Here is an 18,542-nt window from a genome sequence, read left to right on the forward strand (position 1 = left end):
CTTAAAAGTACAAGGCGGACGCCTTGTACTTTTTCTCTTACCAAAAGCAGGTGATTATATGAAATTAGCAGGATTCAAGCGTGGATTTCTAATGGCATTAAGCATGGTAACAATCATAACTGTGAGTGCCTCTCAGCTTTATTTTTTAAATCCATTCGCCTCAACATGGGATCAGGTGGATTTTTCCCTGGCGGTGATTCGTTTTGATTTAATGGCTATGCAGCCCCATTTTCCTGGATATCCCTTCTTTATATTGGGTGGAAAAATCCTTTATCCTTTTTTAGAAAATCCAGCAGTGGCCCTGACCATGTTTAATATTCTGGCTTATGCAAGCTCGCTATTTCCGATTTATCGGCTCTTTCGAAAATTACTGCCTGTCCACTTTTCATGGCTGGCAACGGCCATCATTTTTTCGCAAACCTATATTGTGATCATGGTCAATCAGCCGATGTCAGAAGGGGCGGCGCTCGCAGTCCTTTGGTGGTATGTTTGGAGTCTTACATTAGCTATGGAAAGACACAATTCCTCCTTTATTTTATTGCCATTAGGCATTTTAAGTATCATGCTAGGTATCCGTCTTTCCTATCTGCCGTTTGCATTGGGCATCTTGTTTTTGTTTTATTGGAAATGGAAAAATGGGCTTCTAACATTAAAAGAGGCCGGTTATTATGCTCTCTTTGGGCTTGTCTTTCAGGCCTGCTGGGTTGTCGCTCTGATCATCTCTGAAGGAAGTCTGACAGGTTTTATTAAGCTTTCTTTAGCCTTTACAAGTGGCCATTTCACAGATTGGGGCGGAGCAGTCGAAACATCTGAGATTAGTTTTTTGAAGAGATGTTCGATATTTTTATGGGATAATATTCTTTGGACAGGTATTGCCGCAAAAGAGTACATAATTGCTGTTATTTATCTTTGCTTGTTTATAAGGATAGGAGTTAGCAGTAGACCCAAAATAGAGTATGAAGCAAGAAAGCCTTTTGTGAATTTAATTTATCTGTTGTTTTTCAGTTATTTTTTATGGGCACTGCTGGCACAAAATATTGAGAAACCAAGGCATATCCTCCCGCTTGCGGCTCTGCTTATTTTCTATCTTTGTTTTCAGCTTTTCGCAAAAAGGATTCCCTGGTTCATAACCGTCATGGCCGTTATTTTGCTTGGATTTCAAACTGTAAAAAGTGTGGAGTTATTAAAAGCGGAAGCGGCTGAACAGCCTGCCGTTTATCAAATGAATGCGTATATTGAAAAAATGAATGAACCGGTTATTCTTTACACATGGGAGGAAACACGGGTATTGCAATATTTACATGCACCGTACACCCACAAAAGGATTAACACGTACCAATTATTTCAAATGGAAACAAAATATTATCAAGGAAGAACGGTGCTGCTGACGGACAAAGTAGTAAAAGGGTTTGTTTCACAGGGGGGGTCCGTTAAGGGGAAGATAAAAAAGCTGAAGAGCTTCAAGTCACGAGAGCTTTATGACCCAGTTTATAATGAAATTACCTTATATAAATGGATCGACCATTAATGATTGTAATAGAAAGGACTTAAGCATTGAAAAAAATTGCGATCGCGGGAACAGGATATGCTGGACTAGTCACAGGGGTTTGTTTAGCGGAGATTGGTCATTCGGTCATTTGTGTTGATAAAGAATCTACTAAAGTTGAAATCCTCAAAAAAGGAAAATCAACGATTTATGAACCTGGCTTGGAAGAGATGCTAAAGAGAAATATAGAGGCGGGCAGGATTTCATTTACAGCTAGTTCTTCTGAGGGCTATAAAGATGCGGAAATCATCATCATTACTGTGGGAACGCCAAAAACAAAAGATGGATTGTTAGATTTGCACTATATTAACCAAGTCTCAATCGAAATCGGCCAATCCATTGTTCGTCCAGATGTCATTATTGTAACGAAAAGTACCGTACCAGCCGGAACTAGTGAAAAGATTAAGGAATGGATTAAGTTAAATAGTCCCCAAAAGCTCAATTTCCACATTGCGGCAAACCCGGAGTTTCTTCGTCAAGGTTCAGCTATTCATGATATGTTTCATGGGGACAGGATTATTATCGGTTCGGAGAGTGAGTATGCCTTAAATTGCTTAGAGGATTTATATAAGCCATTTGGCATTCCAATTATGAAAACAGATACAAGCAGTGCAGAACTAATTAAGGTTGCTGCAAATGCATTTTTGGCCTTGAAAATTAGTTATGTGAACGCCCTGTCCAATTACTGCGAACAAATCGGAGGAAATATTGAAGATGTAGCAATGGGAATGGGGATGGACAATCGGATTGGGCTGTCGTTCTTAAATGCCGGCATCGGTTTTGGCGGCTCATGTCTTCCGAAAGATACCGAGGCACTTGTTAATATGGCACAAAAGGCAGGAGAGCCAAACAAACTGCTGGAGGAAGCATTACAGATTAATCGAAGGCAGGAATTACGACTATTCCAAAAGGCACAAACCAGATTTTCTAATTTAAAAGGGAAGAGAGTAGCGATATTGGGACTTGCCTATAAACCTGATACAGATGATGTCCGTGAGAGTGCTGCAATCAAGCTGGCAAGGCAGCTGGTGAAGGAGGAGGCCTCGATCATTGGCTTTGATCCTGTGTCAATAGAGAATGCCAAATTGGAATTAGGGGAGCTCATCTCCTATACAAATTCACTACATGAGGCACTTAAGGGGGCTGATTTGGCGTTGATCGTGACGGATTGGGAGGAAATTAAAACGATTGAACTAAACAGCTTTTCTGAGCTCATGAAACAGCCGGTTGTTTTTGATGGAAGAAATTGTTTTCAGCTTGAAATCGTTGAAAAATATCCAATCGAATATCACTCAATTGGCAGACCCAGTGTATATGGAAAAATGAAAAAAGGAAATCCCGTAAGTTAAAAGGGGATTTCCTTTTTGTAAGGAGGCGTATGATTATTTTGAGGAAAGTTCCTTTTCCAATGCGATTTCAACAGGTACATAAGCATATCCCAAATCGTGGGCAACTGCCTCATAAGTGATTTCTCCGTTTGCCACGTTTACGCCAAGTTTCAATGCTGGGTTCTCCGAAATCGCTTTACAAACGCCTTTACCCGCAATTTGAAGGGCATAAGGAACCGTAACATTCGTTAAGGCAATAGTAGAGGTCCTAGGAACCGCACCTGGCATATTGGCAACAGAGTAGTGTATAACTCCATGCTTCTCAAAGGTTGGGTTATCATGGGTGGTCACGTGATCAATTGTTTCGACGATGCCGCCTTGGTCAATTGCCACATCAACAATAACTGACCCCGGCTTCATTGCTTTCACCATTTCTTCTTTGACAAGCCTAGGCGCTTTTGCACCTGGAATTAACACTGCCCCAATTAACAGATCAGCTTCAGCAACCGCTTCCCCAATATTATATGGATTGGACATTAATGTTTTAATTTGATTTCCGAAAATATCATCAAGCTGGCGCAGGCGGTCCGCACTTAGGTCAATAATCGTTACGTCAGCACCTAAGCCGATGGCCATTTTAGCTGCATTTGTTCCGACAACACCGCCGCCAATGATGGTTACTTTTCCGCGGTTTACTCCTGGTACACCGGCAAGCAGAATCCCTTGGCCGCCGTTATTTTTTTGCAGGAATGCGGCTCCGATTTGGGCAGCCATTCGGCCAGCCACTTCACTCATCGGCGTTAGCAATGGAAGTGTATTGTTTACCGATACGGTTTCATAGGCAATCGCACTGACGCCCTTATCTTTAAGTGCCTGTGCCAAAGCAGGCTCAGCAGCAAGGTGTAGATAGGTAAATAAAATCAGCCCTTGCCTGAAGTATTGATATTCACTAGCGAGCGGCTCTTTGACTTTCATAACCATATCCGCTTTTGTCCAGACCTGTTCGGCGCTATTAATAATTTGGGCGCCGGCTTTTTCGTACGATTCATTATTGAAACCGCTTCCAATTCCGGCGCCCTTTTCGATTAAAACCGTGTGGCCGGCATTAATAAATGAAATAACACCTGCTGGAGTAAGTGCTACTCGATTCTCATTATTCTTTATTTCTTTAGGTACCCCGATAATCATCTTGTTAATTCCTCCCTAATCTTCAATCAAAAATCCTATGGATAAAGTATAAAAGGTTTAGGGAAGAATTTCTTTGTCAGGAAAGAAAAATAATGTTTTAACTTTTTGGGGATTTTCACAAAAAGTTTTGTTTAAATCCCCTTGTATTTATTAAGCTTTAAATCAAGGTAGAGCATCATTTTTTGATTAGGGTCTTTAAAATTAATGTCGCCAATTTCGGAGATTCGCTTTATGCGATAGGCCAAAGTGTTGGCATGGACATTCAAATCCTTCGCTGCATCGTTTATATTGTCATCAAAGTTTAAGAAACTCTCCAATGTTTCAAGAAGATTGCTGTTATGTTTTTGATCATATTCGTGAAGCTTTTTTAAGGAATAGTTCTCGTATTCTTCATTTCTTCTTTTTTCTAAAAGCAAATCAAATAACTGATAAATGCCCAGCTTTTGATAGTTAATGATGTCTTTTGTTTCCTTAGGGAATTTGTCTTTTACCGTTAATACAGCATTTGCTTCATCGTAAGCTTTGCTGATTTTTGAATAATCCTCATAAATGCCGCTGCAGGCGGGGGTAATCTCTTTAATTCCGAAGCGGTCATCTAATTTAGCAGCAAACATTCTCGCAAATTGATCTAGTTCTGGGATCGGGTTTTCAAAATAATCAGCTGCGGCCAGTAAGATAAGCTGGTTGCAATCAATGGCATAAAGCAAAATTTTGACCCGCTGAGTTGTCTTTAATAAATAGGAAATAGCCTGTTCTTCTTTGGTTGTAATGTTGTGCGGCAGTTTGTAAACCTGCACGGCAAAGAATTTAGCGGGAGTTATTTGTAGAAAATGGAAGTGCTCCATAATTTCCCTAGATGAGTTCAAATGCCGGGTTAACAGTTTCCAAAAGAATTCCTGGGTACGTTCTTCCTTTTTATTTTTTCTTGTCTGAAGCTGCAGCAGTTTGTTTTTGACTGCGTCCGCAGCATTTTTTAATAAGGTAAAATCCTCGTTTGTTAATGACCGATCGATTTCAAGGGCCCAAATGAATCCTAATACCTCATCCTGCTTCCAAATTGAAATCGCGACCCGATGGCCAAGACCGATATCCTCCATGTTTTTTACCCGAATTGGTTCCTTGGTTTTAAGCAGGGCAGGAATGGTTCCTTCTTTCCATAATTGATTAATAACCTTTTCAGGTACTCGGCGGCCAATAATGGTGGAAATTCGAGCCGGATCCGTTCGCTCGTCATGGGTGCTATAGGCAAGCAGACGATGGTTCGCATCTTCAATCGTAATCGGGCATTTAAGCACCTGGCTGATCATGTCGGCAAATTCATCTAAACTATCAAAAGCAGCCTTAAAAGGGTCATATCGATTACCTTCCAATTTGTTGACCTCCATTTATGTAGGAAAACTTTTCTGTTATATAATGCTCTTTGTTTTATTTTACAAAATTACAAGATAAGGTTGAATGCTTAATTTTTTCGCATACTAAAATTATATGCGTAAAGGAGGTATGTACATTGAGGAAACTGACCATGTTATTTGCTGCTGCTTTGTATTTATTAATTTTCCCAAATTCACTTGGCTTAGCGCAGACTGAAAAAAGTCCGCTTGAAAGCCTGTATGAGCAGAATACCATGTCAGTCTTATGGTTTCAAAAGTCTGGTGAGGCAAAGGCATTATATTATCAAGGGTACTCCCTTGGCAAACTAAGACTGGATGAAATTCTTTCCAAAAAGCTTAAAAGGAATGGGTTAAAACCAGCGATCGTGCTTGATATTGACGAAACGGTACTGGATAACAGTCCATATCATGCCTGGATGGTTCAAACCGGAAAAGGAGACCCCATTGATTGGAGTGATTGGTTTAACAGGGCGGAAGCAAAGCCGCTGCCAGGTGCGCTGGATTTCCTGAAGTATGCCGAATCAAGGGGAGTGGAGATCTTCTATATTTCTAACCGCAAGGAAGCACACAAGGAAGCGACCATCAAAAATTTACAAATGGTTGGCGCTCCGAAAGCGGATAAGGAGCATGTTTTATTACAGCAGGAAAAAGAAATAGGCAAGGAAATACGGCGGGAACAGGTAGCGAAAGATTACGATATTGTCCTGTTATTTGGGGATAATCTCGGGGATTTTAAAGGATTTGATCAATTATCCGCTGCAGATAGGATGAAGTCAGTTGACAGAATAAATGCCGAGTTCGGCAGTAAGTTTATCGTCTTTCCAAATCCAATGTATGGGGATTGGGAAGGGGCCATTTACGATTATGATTTGAAGAAGGCTCCTGCAGACTATATGAAAATAAGAAAAGATAACCTTCAAAGCTTTGAACCATAATTTTCATTTAAAAAGCGCTGCGGAAAAAAAAGCCCGCAGCGCTTTTTATTGAATTTTTAGAAGGACTATCAGAATAAATGCAGGAAATTTATTATGTTTGCCAGAATATTAATTTGCTTTTACATTCTTAAGGATATTGATGGCAAAAAGGATGATACCGAGGACCATTAATGTTCCGCCAGCAGCAACACCTGGACCGGCAGACTCATTACCTGAAACCAGCAGTGCCAGTGAGATCATCATGACAGGAAGGGCAATATTATGAAGCCAGAAGTGAACTTTTGCCAATGTGGTTTCCGCGGCTTGAGGAAAGGCAACATAAATAAGACCGGCAAGCGTCATCGCTGTCCATCCTAATAAATTAATATGGACATGAACTGGAGTAAAATTAAAGTTTTCCGTCATCGACATGTACATTCCAAGGCATACTCCAATGACAAAGTAGCAAACAGAAACTTTAATAAACTTAATACCCATTTTCCTACCTACCTCCCTTAAAAATAATGACTATAGTAGTAAATATGTAGGGCTATTTCATTGTAGAACTATCATTTTCGAGGACGAGAACGGATTTACTCTGATACTAAAGTAATAAAAATAAAGCACCCCGAAAGGTGCTTTACATTTAAAACAATGCTTTTATTCCAACTAGTGCCAGCCCGATGAGAAAACCACACAATGCTCCATTAACCCGAATCCATTGCAGGTCTTTTCCTACATTGGTTTCAATCATGTGGATGAGCGTTTTATTATCCAGCTTTTCAAGATTTTCTTCGACCAGTTTGCCGACTTTGGAATGGTTTTTATCAACAAACCCGGCAATTTGCATTTTAATCCAAGCTTCAAGCTGTCCCATCTTTTCCTGATTTGACCCGAATTCACTTAGTCCGTCCTTTATGAAAGGAAGAAGATATTCATCGTAGAAAATAGGGTCTTCCACAAAATCCAGTGCTTTAGCTTGAGCATTCGCCAGGAATTCGTTGATTTTTTCTTCAGGTTCCCATTTTGCAATCAATTGGGATTTAAAGCGTTCCAATTCTTCATACATTTTTTCGTCACTTTTCAGGCTCTCAAGTTTCTGGTGAATGTGAATCAATAGGGTTTGCCTGTTTTGGTTAAAGGGGTCACGGAAGCTATCGACACCCTTAATGATTAGATTCTGGATGATATTGCCCAGCTTTTCCTCATTCACGAGATTGCTAAATGATCGGATTGCAAACTGCATAATCCCGTCGGCTGGAATATTTTCAATCATCTCCACAGCAATTCCGCCGAGACGATATTTAGTGCTATCCTTTTTGGCCCAAACATCAATTTCCTTAAGTACCAAATCAAGTGCTTTTTCATCATATTTTCTGACTGTAACCTGGTCAATCAGGAGAGGGAGATAATGCTTTGTATCTAAGCTATTAAGCTGAGATTTAAGCTCCTTTTCAATGACCGGGGCCATTTTTTGCAGGTTTACCATCTTAATTAAATGTTTAATAACCTTTATGCTATTCTTTTTTAGATTGTCTCCGTGTATTTCCTCATTGACGAGTGAAAAAATTTTCTCCGTGAACTGGAAATTGTTTATTTTCTGCTGGATACTTTCTTTCGTCAGCCAATCATTTTCCAGCATCGAGATGATTTTTGCGATAATTTTACTGCGATTTTTCGGCAAAAGAGCAGTATGCGGGATTGGCAGCCCTAGCGGATGCCGAAAAAGGGCCGTCACGGCAAACCAGTCGGCAAGGCCACCTACCAGCCCTGCTTCAAAACCACCTTGGAGAACTGTTCTCCAAATGGATGGCGGCATGGGAATTGTAGCAAGAAATCCAGCTGCCATAATAATTAATGAAATGGTAGCCAGATGTCGTGTATTTGTTTTCTTATTAACCATTATTGTACCCCTCATTTTTCATAAAGATAAAGTCATAATGCTATTATCTCAATATTGTAGAAAAAAAAGCAAAAAAAACCTATCTAAAAATCCTATTCTTGTTGAGAAAGAAAAAAACCTTCTCGTTGGCTTAAGAGGAGGTTTTTTTCGCGGGCTTTTTGTGGGTAATCAGCCCGTCTAAATCAGTAATATAGAATTGTATTTCTGGAGCTGATTTTAAATATTTGTCCTGGATTAGCTGATAATAATTTACTCTGCGCTCCGGGTCAAACGGCAGCATCGGATATTCATTGTGCTCCTTGACATATAGGTCAACTGCTTTTTGGACAATGTCCATTTCCCCTGGGATATGCTTTTCGTGTTCTTCAAATATGTCATAGGTTTCCTTCGACATATAGTATTTTCTTTCAGGTATCCCGCCAAGAAGATGGGCAAGCTGTTTAAAATCGATGGAGTTATCCTCTTTAACAAGAATGGTTCTATATACCCCTTTTGGCAGATTGTTGGAAAAATTATGAACGGTTTTTTTTATTTCTTCTAACGTTGCATCTATAATCGGATGTTGTTTATCCTCGGCTGTACCTTTGACTGGAACCTTTTGTTTCTTGTCTTCCTTTTTATGACTAATATGTTTTAAGAATAAATATATTGCAGCTCCGCCTATTACAATCCCTAAGATAGTGTAAATTAATATAATATCCATGCCCCCCTATTTATATGGATGTATTATTATTTCTTTAAAAATATTATATTTCACTATATAAAATTTTGCCATTTCTTGGTGAAAATGTCGAGCGGTTATTGGCGAAAAACAAAAAGGTATCCAGCAGGATACCTTTTAATATGCACCAGGGGGATTAATTTACGAAATTTACATCCTTGTATGTCACATGTAACTCTTTAAGGAAATCATCAACGGATAAATAGGTTTCAGTATCCTCAAAAAACCATAAATCATTTTCTTCTATATAGAAGTTCATTCCATTTACTTCTTGCGAGAACCCAGAGTTTGATGGTGTTTCAATTGAAAATGCAAGACTATAGCCTTTGTGCTTTTCGCCAAAGCCGGCATATTGCGGGAACAGACGAACGCTAAAGGGCCTTGTGTATTCGAATTCTCCTGCAAACCATGTTACTGCTTTTTCATCAATAGAAATTAACATATTCAAACACCAACCTTTTCTATGAGGTGACAATTCTAAAGAATTATCCTTATTTACTAAAAGATTACGTTTTTTCTTGGAAATTGCCTATGATAATATTCACATGAAGCTGTTTTTGGGGTTAATTGTTATAAAAAGTTCATTTTTAACAATTTGATTATAGAGTTACTGTTTTTGTAACATCTTAATGGTGAAAATGGTGATATGATAACCACATGAAAGGGGATGTTGTTGATGGAAAAGCAGTTTGAGAAATTAAATGAGAACGTAAACGACATGAAGTCACTAATAAATACATTTAACAAAACTTTAGAGAACATTGAACAAAGACTTTCAAGATTAGAGAAAATGGATAGTATAGAACATCGCGTCGCTGTTAACCAAATCGACTTATCCGATATTAAAGAAGTGTTAGAACGGATCGAGGAATCGCAAATACATGATATCCAGCATATCAATCGCCGCCTTGATTCCCACCTAATTAAAATTGCAAAAGTAGAAGAAGAAACTTTGATTTTAAAGTCAAAATAAAAAAAGACCAGGACTCACCTGGTCTTTTCCTATCCAGAGGCGAATGCGCTTACAGCTTTTTGAAGAAAGCTTTAGCACCAAGGTAAAGTGTTGCAAGTGCGAAAATGAGAATGGCAAGTGCACCGATAACATGAAATAATGATGACAGGCTAGCTAAAAATGAAATGGTCGGCATTTTAACTAAGGCGAAGCCAGCCAAAATACAGGCCAAGAAAAGAATAGCAGTTTGGTTCAATTTCATCCCCTCCTTGATAGCAGGATATGCAGGCAAGACAAATGTTGGAATGAGTCAATTGTCCTGATTTAAAGGACAAAAAAACAAACCTTTTACAGGTTTGTTTAAATTATGTTAGTAAAGAACCTCCGAGTTGGATAAAGACACTTGCTTGAGGTTTGTTGGTTCACCGTCGTTTATACTTTTCATGACTTCTATATATTTTATATGATGGTCTTCCATTTCAATAATTTTAAAAGTGTACGTTTCATGTGCAATAATGTCGCCTTCTTTGGCATCGTAATTCTCGGTTAAAATCCAGCCGCCGATGGTATCAACATCTTCGTCATTAATTTCGACGCCCAATAAATCATTGACTTCGCTCACTAAAACCTTTGAATCAATAATATAATGATTTTCCTTGATCTTGCGAATTTCAGGAATCTCATCCATATCAAATTCATCGCGAATTTCCCCGACAATTTCTTCAAGGATATCTTCTACCGTTACCAAACCTGAAGTTCCGCCGTATTCATCCATTAAAACCGCCATATGCATTCGCTCTTTTTGCATTTTTACAAGCAAATCATGAATAGGAATCGTTTCAATTACACGGATGATTGGACGGATATACCCTTCGAGAGTTTGTGCCGAAAGCTGTTCGTTTCCAATAAAATCAGTCATGACTTCCTTGGCATTGACAATCCCAACGATATGGTCCTTATCCCCATCGATTACAGGATATCTGGTGAATTTTTCTTCCCGGATCGTTGATAAAAAGGCATCAAGCGAGTCATCCTTAGACAATGAGACGATTTCGGTCCGCGGTACCATAATTTCTTTTGCGATTCGATTATCAAAATCAAATATTTTATTTACATACTTGAACTCTGATTGGTTAATTTCACCACTTTTATAGCTTTCCGATAAGATAATTCGAAGCTCTTCCTCCGTATGAGCGATTTCATTTTCGGAAACAGGTTTAAGCCCAAAGATTCTCGAAATAATTCGAGCGGATCCGTTCAATACCCAAATAAACGGGTACATTATTTTATAGAAGAGAATGAGCGGGCGAGCTACCTTAAGTGTTATCCATTCTGCTTTTTGAATGGCCAATGTTTTAGGCGCAAGTTCTCCGACTACGACGTGTAAAAAGGTAATTGTTCCAAATGCAATCGAAATGGATAATATTTTTACAGCATTGTCGGGAAGATTCAATGAAATGAAGAGAGGACCAAGCAAATGTTCAATCGTTGATTCCCCAATCCAACCTAACCCAAGAGCCGTGATGGTAATTCCAAGCTGACAGGCAGAAAGATATTCATCTAAATTTGAAATCACTCTTTTGGCTGAAACGGCCTTCGAACTTCCTTCTTCGATTAACTGATCGATTCTTGAACTTCTAATCTTGACAATCGCAAACTCTGAAGTTACAAAAAAAGCAGTTAATGCTATTAAAATGGCTATTAAAACCAAATTAAATATGTCCAAATAAGTTCCCTTAACTCGTTGTTTAGACGAGTAAGGTAGTCACCTCCTGGTATTTTCAAAGATTAACTTGAAACCTTTAAAAGCGATTTCAATAATGCTGTTCTAAGCAGACTTAGGTTATTTGTCAGCGTCTCTTTTTGCTTTTCATCCAATTTTTCCATAAATGGGATGATGTCAAATAAATCATTGTGTAGCTTGAGCATTTGCTGGGTCAGCGTACACACATGTTTTTCCACTTCTGAAGCCTGAATGCTGCCTTCTTTCCGTATTTCTAGTTTTCTCTTAATCTCGTCTAATGGATAATGCAGACTTTTGCATTCTTCGATAAACTTTAAATCATGTAATGACTCGTCCGTATAGATGCGGTAATTGGACTCAGATCGATCTGCTTTGAGCAGTCCAATAGACGTATAGTAATCAATTGTTCGCTTGGAAACCATTGCTCTTTCCGCTAATTCGCCAATTCGATAAACAGCCCCATCATACCACCTCGACATATATATAAATTAACAATATTATAGAGAATTTAAACCGTACAGTCAAACGTTTCGGTTATTATAGGCATTGTTAACTATATTTTATGGAGAATTATAGGTAATATGAATATTAATGTCAAAATATTAAAAAAATAAAAAAACGTCCCCTTATTCAGGAGACGCAGGTGATTTTTTTACTTCTATATAGCCGATATGGTGGCCGTCGATTTCTTTGATTTGAAAGGTGAAACCATCTCTTTCGAGTGTATCATCTTTTTGGACATCAAATTTTTGGGTCAAAAACCATCCGCCGATGGTATCAACATCATCGTCCTCAAGGGTCGTGCCTAAAATATCGTTGACCTCACTGATGAGGACTTTACCATCCAAAATAAAATGATTCTCCCCCTTTTTCTGAATAAGGGGTACTTCATCCAAATCAAATTCATCCCTGATTTCCCCGACGATTTCCTCTAAGATATCCTCGACCGTGACAACCCCGGCTGTACCGCCATATTCATCGGATAGAACCGCCATATGAGAGCGGTTTTTTTGCAGTTTTACTAAAAGCTCCTGAATCGGGATAGTTTCAATTACATGTATAACAGGCTTTATGTAAGTAGTAAGCGGTTCTTCGCCGCTGCATTTCTGCTGGATGCAGTCGGTCAGCACCTCCTTGATATTGACGACACCTAAAATGTTATCCTTATCCCCATCAATGACGGGATAACGGGTGTATCCTTCTTCCTGGACAGTTTCAATAATTTCATTAAGAGAGGCATCTTTGGAAAAGGTGATGACCTCTGTCCGTGGCACCATAATTTCCTTGGCGATGCGATCATCAAATTCAAAGATCCGATTCATGTAGCTATATTCCGACTGGTTAATTTCACCGCTCTTATAGCTCTGTGATAAAATTAGCCGTAATTCTTCTTCGGAAAGGACGATATCATTTTCCGAGGCAGGCCTAATTCCAAACAGGCCCGTAACAAAACGGGCTGAGTGGTTTAACGCCCATATGAACGGGTACATCAGCTTATAGAACAAAATCATCGGCTTGGCAACATGCAGGATAATTTCCTCCGATTTTTGTATTGCAAACGTTTTTGGCGATAATTCACCAATGACCACATGGACAAAGGTAATGACAATAAACGAAAAAATAACGGATATTATGTGCCCTAGTGAAGCCGGAATTTCCAGCCAATCCAAGATAGGTTTTAACAGCATTCGAATTGTTGGTTCGCCGAGCCACCCTAAGATTAAGGATATAATCGTAATTCCGACCTGAGTGGCCGATAAATATCCATCCAAATTGGATATGACTTTCTTGGCGGCTTCGGCTTTTTTATTGCCCTCGGCAACCAATTGGTCGATTCTGGTTGTCCGTACTCTGACGATCGCAAATTCTGATGCGACAAAAAATGCAGTAAACAGTATGAGCAGAGCTATTATCAAGATATTTATCCAAATCATTGGGGACCTTACGATGCGTAAGGTGTGCCACCTCACTTACAAAATAATCTTATTCTTCTTACGGCCTTCCCGTATTTGTGTATAGTTTTATTATTTCAAAAAAATGCTTCTTGAGCAAATTAATGAACAAACCAAAAAAAAGCTGCCATCTGGCAGCTGGTAAAAGGGGTTTAATATGAGAGGGGCTGCTGCCATTCGCGGGCAAGCATACTGTACACGATAATATCATGGAAATAACCGTTCAAATTTTCTCCGTCCCTTAATAAACCTTCTTTTCGAAATCTTAGTTTTTCGGGAATAGCTCGGCTTCTGATGTTCTTTACGCCACAGCGGATTTCAATCCGGTTTAAGCCTAAATCTAAAAATGCATAATTAAGCACGGCATGAACAGAGCGGATCATAATCCCATGACCTTCTGCATCCTTTGCTAAATAATAACCGATGCTGGCCATTTTATTGTACCAGTCAATTTGATGAAGTCCGATTGATCCAACAAGCCTTCCTTTGTAGAGGATGCCAAGGTTGCAGGCGGTGCCCTCGGCCAATTGATTCAGCCAATGGGGGATCACAGTTTCGAATTGATAGGGAGTGGTCATGCTATCGACCCAGGGAAGCCATGTTCGCAAGTGGTCACGGTTATCCTCGACAAGCTGATAAAGCTGTAAGGCATGCTGGCGTTGAAAGACAAGAAGCTCAATTTCATGGTCAGCCTTTAAAGTAAACATAGGTCATAACTCCTGGAATTTTTTTACTATATACTATGCAAATTGGGTTTGGGCTGTGATGCTGTTTTTTTGGGGAAAAAACAGGTCCGGATTTGCAACACGTTTGTAATATTTTCCTTGTCAAACCTTTTAAACCGTAGTATCATTCGTTATGTAAACAAGTAAATAGTCCACAGGGGGAGCTGCGCATAAGCGGCTGAGAGTGAACGTTCGAGTTCTGACCCTATGAACCTGTTAGTTAACGCTAGCGTAGGGATGTGGTTTTGCCGATATTAGAAAGCAATGCAGACAATCCTTACGTCTTGCATTGCTTTTTTATTTTTTATTTTTTATAAACAAGGGGGAAAATAGTGTGAATCAAAAAGGAAGCAGTACACGTTTTATCACAGAGGTTGCCGTCTTTTCGGCACTTGCATATTTATTAGACTTAGCTGCAAGTATTTTGTCCTTGAAAATTTGGCCCCAAGGAGGATCAATCTCCATTGCAATGGTTCCGGTTTTTATTATGGCGTATCGCTGGGGAATTAAGGGCGGCTTATTAACTGGCTTCTTGTTGGGATTATTGCAATTCATTCTTGGTTTTGCGCAAATCTACACGATTATTCAGGGAATTATCGATTATTTTATTGCGTTTACGGTTCTCGGTTTTGCCGGAATTTTTGCCCGCCAGGTTAAGAACGCTCTTGAAGAGGGGAATAAAGGAAGCTGGATGGTTTATTCCGTGATAGGAACGTTCCTGGGAAGCCTGCTTCGGTATATCTGTCATGTTTATTCCGGAATTGCTTTCTTTGGCGAGTATGCTCCTAAAGGCCAGCCGGTAGCCGTTTATTCCTTGATTTATAATGGGACCTATATGCTGCCAAACTTTATCATCAGTGCCATAATCGTTGTTTTAGTCCTTGCGGCTATGCCGAAAAGAATGGTTGTTAAATATCAATAACATTTAATGAAGAAAAGCCAAGTGCTTTTCTTTTTTTCTTTTTTTGTCACAAATTTTTATATTTTTTTTAAAAATTTAGGTGTAAAATGACAATATAGAAAGATAATCATTCTCAATTACAACGGATTGGGTGATAATATATGTTTACATCTTTGAAAGCAGGGGAAAAGGGGAAAATTGTTGATATTTCCCATGTCGGTAACCTTGTGAAAAGACGTCTGCTTGATTTAGGAATTACCGAAGGATCGGAAATATGTGTGAAATGCGTTATGCCTTTTGGCGGCCCGATTATGATTGAGTCCTGCGGCCAATGCGTCGGAATCCGCCGCAAGGAAGCCGTCCAGATTGAAGTGGAGAGAATATAAATGGAAATTGCTCTAATTGGAAACCCGAATACTGGAAAAACTTCATTGTTTAATAACCTCACAGGTTCCTATGAGTATGTGGGCAACTGGAGCGGAGTAACGGTTGAAAAGAAAGTTGGCGTTTTCAAAAATAATATTGGCAGATTAATAGATTTGCCGGGTGTCTACACACTAAACCCGCTTTCAAGAGATGAGGGAGTCGTCACCTCCTTTTTTCTAAATGATTCCGTCGATCGGCTATTGAATATATTGGATGCATCTCAATTAGAACGGAATCTACATTTAACCATGCAGCTGCTGGAGTTTGAAAAGCCGATTTTAATTGGTTTAAATATGATTGATGTCGCTAGTCAGCGCGGGATTATGATTGATGCCGAGAAACTTTCGGAAAAACTGGGTGTCCCGGTTGTACCCGTCGTCGCCAGAAGCGGTAAGGGCTGTGACCAATTGGTTAATACTATTTCCACAAAATCATTTACGCCGGTGAAAAAGAACCGTGTAAACTATGGTGTGGAAGTGGAAAAGGCAATTGCCGACCTATCTCAGGAACTGGCTGGGAAAACGGAGCATTCAAAGCGCTTTTTGGCGATTCAGTATTTTGAAGGAAATGAATACGTAAAAAATTACGTAACGCGAATTGTGGATGGCGCAAAACTTGAAGCTCTTTCAGCTAAATTGGAAGAGTCCATCAAGAAATTGTATGACGTTAAAACATTACCAAACTTTATTTATATGAAAAGAAAAGCAGCGATTGAAAAAATTATCGCTGAAACAACGAGCAAACGTGATGGTGTCGTGCCATTATCTGAAAAAATTGACAGCATTGTCACCAATAAATATCTTGGAATGCCAATCTTCTTATTGCTTATGTATTTAATGTTTATGCTGACATTTGATTGGTTCGGGACACCGATGTCGGGTGCACTTGATGGGTTATTGACAGGACCGGTCGCGGCTGGTATTGAAAAAGCCCTGACGGCTGTTCATGCGTCTGCCTTTATTCATGCGCTGATTATTGAAGGATTAGTTGCCGGGGTTGGCGGTGTTCTTGTTTTTGTACCGCAGATTTTTATTTTGTTCTTTTTCATATCGTTATTAGAGGATTCCGGCTATATGGCCCGCGTCGCGATGGTTATGGACAGAATTATGGAATCGGTTGGGTTGAACGGGAAAGCATTTATCCCAATGATGATTGGGTTTGGCTGTAATGTTCCGGGCATCATGGCGGCAAGAACGATTGAAACACCGCGTGAACGGCTGTTAACAATCTTGCTGACTCCGTTAATGTCTTGCTCAGCACGTCTGCCTGTGTATGCCTTATTTGTCGGGGCATTTTTTGCAGACCATAAAGCTTTTATTGTCTTAAGCTTATATGTATTAGGGATTGTAGTCGCGTTAATCTTAGCAAAAATCTTTTCATCGACCATGTTAAAATCGCAGACTTCCTTATTTGTCATTGAATTGCCGCCATATCGGCTGCCGCAGTTTCAATCCTTATGGAGAAGCACCTGGGATAAAGGCAAGGGATTTGTACGGAAAGCAGGTACGTTTATATTTGCCGGTTCCGTTTTCATTTGGATTTTATCCTATGCAGGGCCGGGCGGCTTGAAGGTGGAAATGGATGACAGTTTCCTTGCGGCAATCGGCGGTGTCATTGCCCCGATTTTAGCACCGATTGGCTTTGGTACATGGCAGGCGGCAGCATCCTTAATTACCGGCTTCCTTGCCAAAGAAGCGATCATTTCGACGATGAACATTATTTATTTTGTGCCGAATGATTCGAGTCTGCAGGGGCTGCTGGCCAATTACTATACACCGCTTGCTGCTTACAGCTTTATGGTGTTTATTTTATTGTACATTCCATGCTTGGCCACTACCGCAACCATTTATAAAGAAACAGGATCAAAAAAATGGACAGCCTTCGCGATCGGCTATGCATTAGTCATTGCCTATGTTTTATCGCTGATTATTTATCAGGGCGGCAAGCTGTTTGGTCTGGTATAAACAAAAGGAGTGAAATTCTATGATTGCTAGCATTGTTATTGGAGTTGCTATTTTTGGATATGCCGCTTGGGCACTTGTACGATTTATTAATCGCTCGAAACAAGGAAAATGTGCTGCATGCGAATTGAACAAATCTTGCTCCGGCGGATGTAGTGTACCGCCAGAAATCAGTAAGTAATAAATGAACTGCTATCTTATGTGATAGCAGTTTTTTTTATGTGAATACCCTTATTACTTTTAAAATTGGGAAAACTTGTGTAAAATTACACTAGAAGTTATTGAAGGAAGGGCTTTGTATGACCAGAGATGAAATTATTCAGATTGTTTCAGAGAAATTGCGGCTAATCCGGACTGAAGCAGGCTACACTCAGGATAAAATGGCAGATATTATTGGTGTTTCTAAGAAAACCCTTGTACAGATTGAAAAAGGAAGAGTTCTTGCCAACTGGTCAACGGTAGTTTCTGTTTGTGCCTTATTTCGTGAAACAGAAACGGTCCAATTTTTATTTGGAAACGAGCCCCTTGAAGTACTTGAAACGGTAGCAAGAGAAGGCATTGATTACCGGAAAGCCAAAACACTTGGCGGCCGGGTCTGGTGGCGGGTCGTTTTAAAAAAGAACGGGTTCGTCCTCCAACAGAATATTCTAAGCAAGCATTTTCGGATCTTAGATGGGGGAAATTACCGTATTTTCAGCAGCTTTGACGAAAAGCTTTCTAAGCAGCGATTCAAGGAATTGTCTAAAAGTGAAGACTAAATACATGAAGATGGGATGGCCGTGGGTGGGGGGCTGTCTTTTTTCTGTTTATGGAATTGTTGCTTTGGTGGTTATGAAAGCTTTATAACGCCCGGGCGAGGAAGGAAAAGGGTAGTTCGGTAGTTATGAAAG

The 18,542-nt window shown here is 39.7% G+C and carries 20 protein-coding genes and 1 riboswitch; of the genes, 9 read left to right on the forward strand and 11 right to left on the reverse strand.

Going from position 1 to position 18,542, the window contains the following annotated elements:
• Positions 1–58: 58 nt before the first annotated feature.
• Positions 59–1,528: a hypothetical protein gene (locus tag KHB02_RS22490; RefSeq protein ID WP_213141109.1), complete on the forward strand. Its 1,470-nt coding sequence runs from the start codon at positions 59–61 to the stop codon at positions 1,526–1,528.
• 26 nt (positions 1,529–1,554) lie between these two features.
• Complete coding sequence (locus KHB02_RS22495; RefSeq protein ID WP_213141108.1) at positions 1,555–2,895, forward strand: UDP-glucose dehydrogenase family protein; 1,341 nt, start codon at positions 1,555–1,557, stop codon at positions 2,893–2,895.
• A 33-nt stretch (positions 2,896–2,928) separates the two neighbouring features.
• Here the strand turns inward: KHB02_RS22495 and ald are convergent, their stop codons facing one another.
• Positions 2,929–4,062, reverse strand: coding sequence for an alanine dehydrogenase (ald, locus tag KHB02_RS22500; RefSeq protein ID WP_213141107.1), 1,134 nt, complete (start codon positions 4,060–4,062; stop codon positions 2,929–2,931).
• Positions 4,063–4,193: 131 nt separating this feature from the next.
• On the reverse strand, positions 4,194–5,369 hold the full coding sequence (locus KHB02_RS22505; RefSeq protein WP_241114025.1) for a PucR family transcriptional regulator: 1,176 nt from the start codon (positions 5,367–5,369) through the stop codon (positions 4,194–4,196).
• 215 nt (positions 5,370–5,584) lie between these two features.
• Between KHB02_RS22505 and KHB02_RS22510 the strand changes: the two genes are divergently transcribed.
• Positions 5,585–6,388, forward strand: a complete 804-nt coding sequence (locus tag KHB02_RS22510) for a 5'-nucleotidase, lipoprotein e(P4) family (protein WP_213141332.1) — start codon at positions 5,585–5,587, stop codon at positions 6,386–6,388.
• A gap of 108 nt (positions 6,389–6,496) precedes the next feature.
• Here the strand turns inward: KHB02_RS22510 and KHB02_RS22515 are convergent, their stop codons facing one another.
• The 4 genes from KHB02_RS22515 to KHB02_RS22530 form a co-directional block, all read right to left on the reverse strand.
• Entirely contained in the window at positions 6,497–6,865 is a 369-nt protein-coding gene (locus tag KHB02_RS22515; RefSeq protein WP_213141105.1) for a cbb3-type cytochrome c oxidase subunit I, read from the reverse strand.
• 148 nt (positions 6,866–7,013) lie between these two features.
• Positions 7,014–8,270, reverse strand: a complete 1,257-nt coding sequence (locus tag KHB02_RS22520) for a DUF445 domain-containing protein (RefSeq protein WP_213141104.1) — start codon at positions 8,268–8,270, stop codon at positions 7,014–7,016.
• Between the two features lie 130 nt (positions 8,271–8,400).
• A complete protein-coding gene (locus KHB02_RS22525) occupies positions 8,401–8,973 on the reverse strand; it encodes a DUF3939 domain-containing protein (RefSeq protein ID WP_213141103.1) in 573 nt (190 codons plus the stop codon).
• Between the two features lie 154 nt (positions 8,974–9,127).
• Positions 9,128–9,433 carry a HesB/YadR/YfhF family protein gene (locus tag KHB02_RS22530; protein ID WP_213141102.1) on the reverse strand — a complete coding sequence of 102 codons (306 nt, stop codon included), beginning with the start codon at positions 9,431–9,433 and terminating at the stop codon, positions 9,128–9,130.
• Between the two features lie 234 nt (positions 9,434–9,667).
• On the opposite strand from KHB02_RS22530, the gene KHB02_RS22535 reads away from it, so the two are divergent.
• On the forward strand, positions 9,668–9,964 hold the full coding sequence (locus tag KHB02_RS22535) for a hypothetical protein (RefSeq protein ID WP_241114024.1): 297 nt from the start codon (positions 9,668–9,670) through the stop codon (positions 9,962–9,964).
• A gap of 49 nt (positions 9,965–10,013) precedes the next feature.
• On the opposite strand, the gene KHB02_RS22540 is transcribed toward KHB02_RS22535, so the two are convergent.
• The 5 genes from KHB02_RS22540 to KHB02_RS22560 all read right to left on the reverse strand — a co-directional run bounded on the left by KHB02_RS22540 (position 10,014) and on the right by KHB02_RS22560 (position 14,346).
• Positions 10,014–10,199, reverse strand: coding sequence for a hypothetical protein (locus KHB02_RS22540; protein WP_213116725.1), 186 nt, complete (start codon positions 10,197–10,199; stop codon positions 10,014–10,016).
• Between the two features lie 114 nt (positions 10,200–10,313).
• Positions 10,314–11,669: a hemolysin family protein gene (locus KHB02_RS22545; protein ID WP_213116724.1), complete on the reverse strand. Its 1,356-nt coding sequence runs from the start codon at positions 11,667–11,669 to the stop codon at positions 10,314–10,316.
• A gap of 62 nt (positions 11,670–11,731) precedes the next feature.
• The gene (locus KHB02_RS22550) at positions 11,732–12,166 is read right to left on the reverse strand and encodes a MerR family transcriptional regulator (RefSeq protein WP_213141101.1); all 435 of its coding nucleotides are present in this window, start codon (positions 12,164–12,166) and stop codon (positions 11,732–11,734) included.
• A gap of 147 nt (positions 12,167–12,313) precedes the next feature.
• Positions 12,314–13,621 carry a hemolysin family protein gene (locus KHB02_RS22555; RefSeq protein ID WP_213141100.1) on the reverse strand — a complete coding sequence of 436 codons (1,308 nt, stop codon included), beginning with the start codon at positions 13,619–13,621 and terminating at the stop codon, positions 12,314–12,316.
• Positions 13,622–13,791: 170 nt separating this feature from the next.
• A complete protein-coding gene (locus KHB02_RS22560; RefSeq protein WP_213141099.1) occupies positions 13,792–14,346 on the reverse strand; it encodes a GNAT family N-acetyltransferase in 555 nt (184 codons plus the stop codon).
• A 165-nt stretch (positions 14,347–14,511) separates the two neighbouring features.
• Positions 14,512–14,619, forward strand: a riboswitch (TPP riboswitch).
• 79 nt (positions 14,620–14,698) lie between these two features.
• Here KHB02_RS22560 and thiT point away from each other — a divergent pair.
• The 5 genes from thiT (at position 14,699) to KHB02_RS22585 (ending at position 18,410) form a co-directional block, all read left to right on the forward strand.
• Positions 14,699–15,286, forward strand: coding sequence for an energy-coupled thiamine transporter ThiT (thiT, locus tag KHB02_RS22565; protein WP_213141098.1), 588 nt, complete (start codon positions 14,699–14,701; stop codon positions 15,284–15,286).
• Positions 15,287–15,426: 140 nt separating this feature from the next.
• Positions 15,427–15,651 carry a FeoA family protein gene (locus KHB02_RS22570; RefSeq protein WP_213116719.1) on the forward strand — a complete coding sequence of 75 codons (225 nt, stop codon included), beginning with the start codon at positions 15,427–15,429 and terminating at the stop codon, positions 15,649–15,651.
• Positions 15,652–17,655, forward strand: a complete 2,004-nt coding sequence (gene feoB, locus KHB02_RS22575) for a ferrous iron transport protein B (RefSeq protein WP_213141097.1) — start codon at positions 15,652–15,654, stop codon at positions 17,653–17,655.
• A 19-nt stretch (positions 17,656–17,674) separates the two neighbouring features.
• The gene (locus KHB02_RS22580; protein WP_213141096.1) at positions 17,675–17,833 is read left to right on the forward strand and encodes a FeoB-associated Cys-rich membrane protein; all 159 of its coding nucleotides are present in this window, start codon (positions 17,675–17,677) and stop codon (positions 17,831–17,833) included.
• 118 nt (positions 17,834–17,951) lie between these two features.
• Positions 17,952–18,410 carry a helix-turn-helix transcriptional regulator gene (locus tag KHB02_RS22585; protein ID WP_213141095.1) on the forward strand — a complete coding sequence of 153 codons (459 nt, stop codon included), beginning with the start codon at positions 17,952–17,954 and terminating at the stop codon, positions 18,408–18,410.
• Positions 18,411–18,542 lie beyond the last annotated feature (132 nt).

Source organism: Neobacillus citreus (assembly GCF_018343545.2).
GTDB classification, from domain to species: Bacteria; Bacillota; Bacilli; order Bacillales; family Cytobacillaceae; genus Neobacillus; species Neobacillus citreus.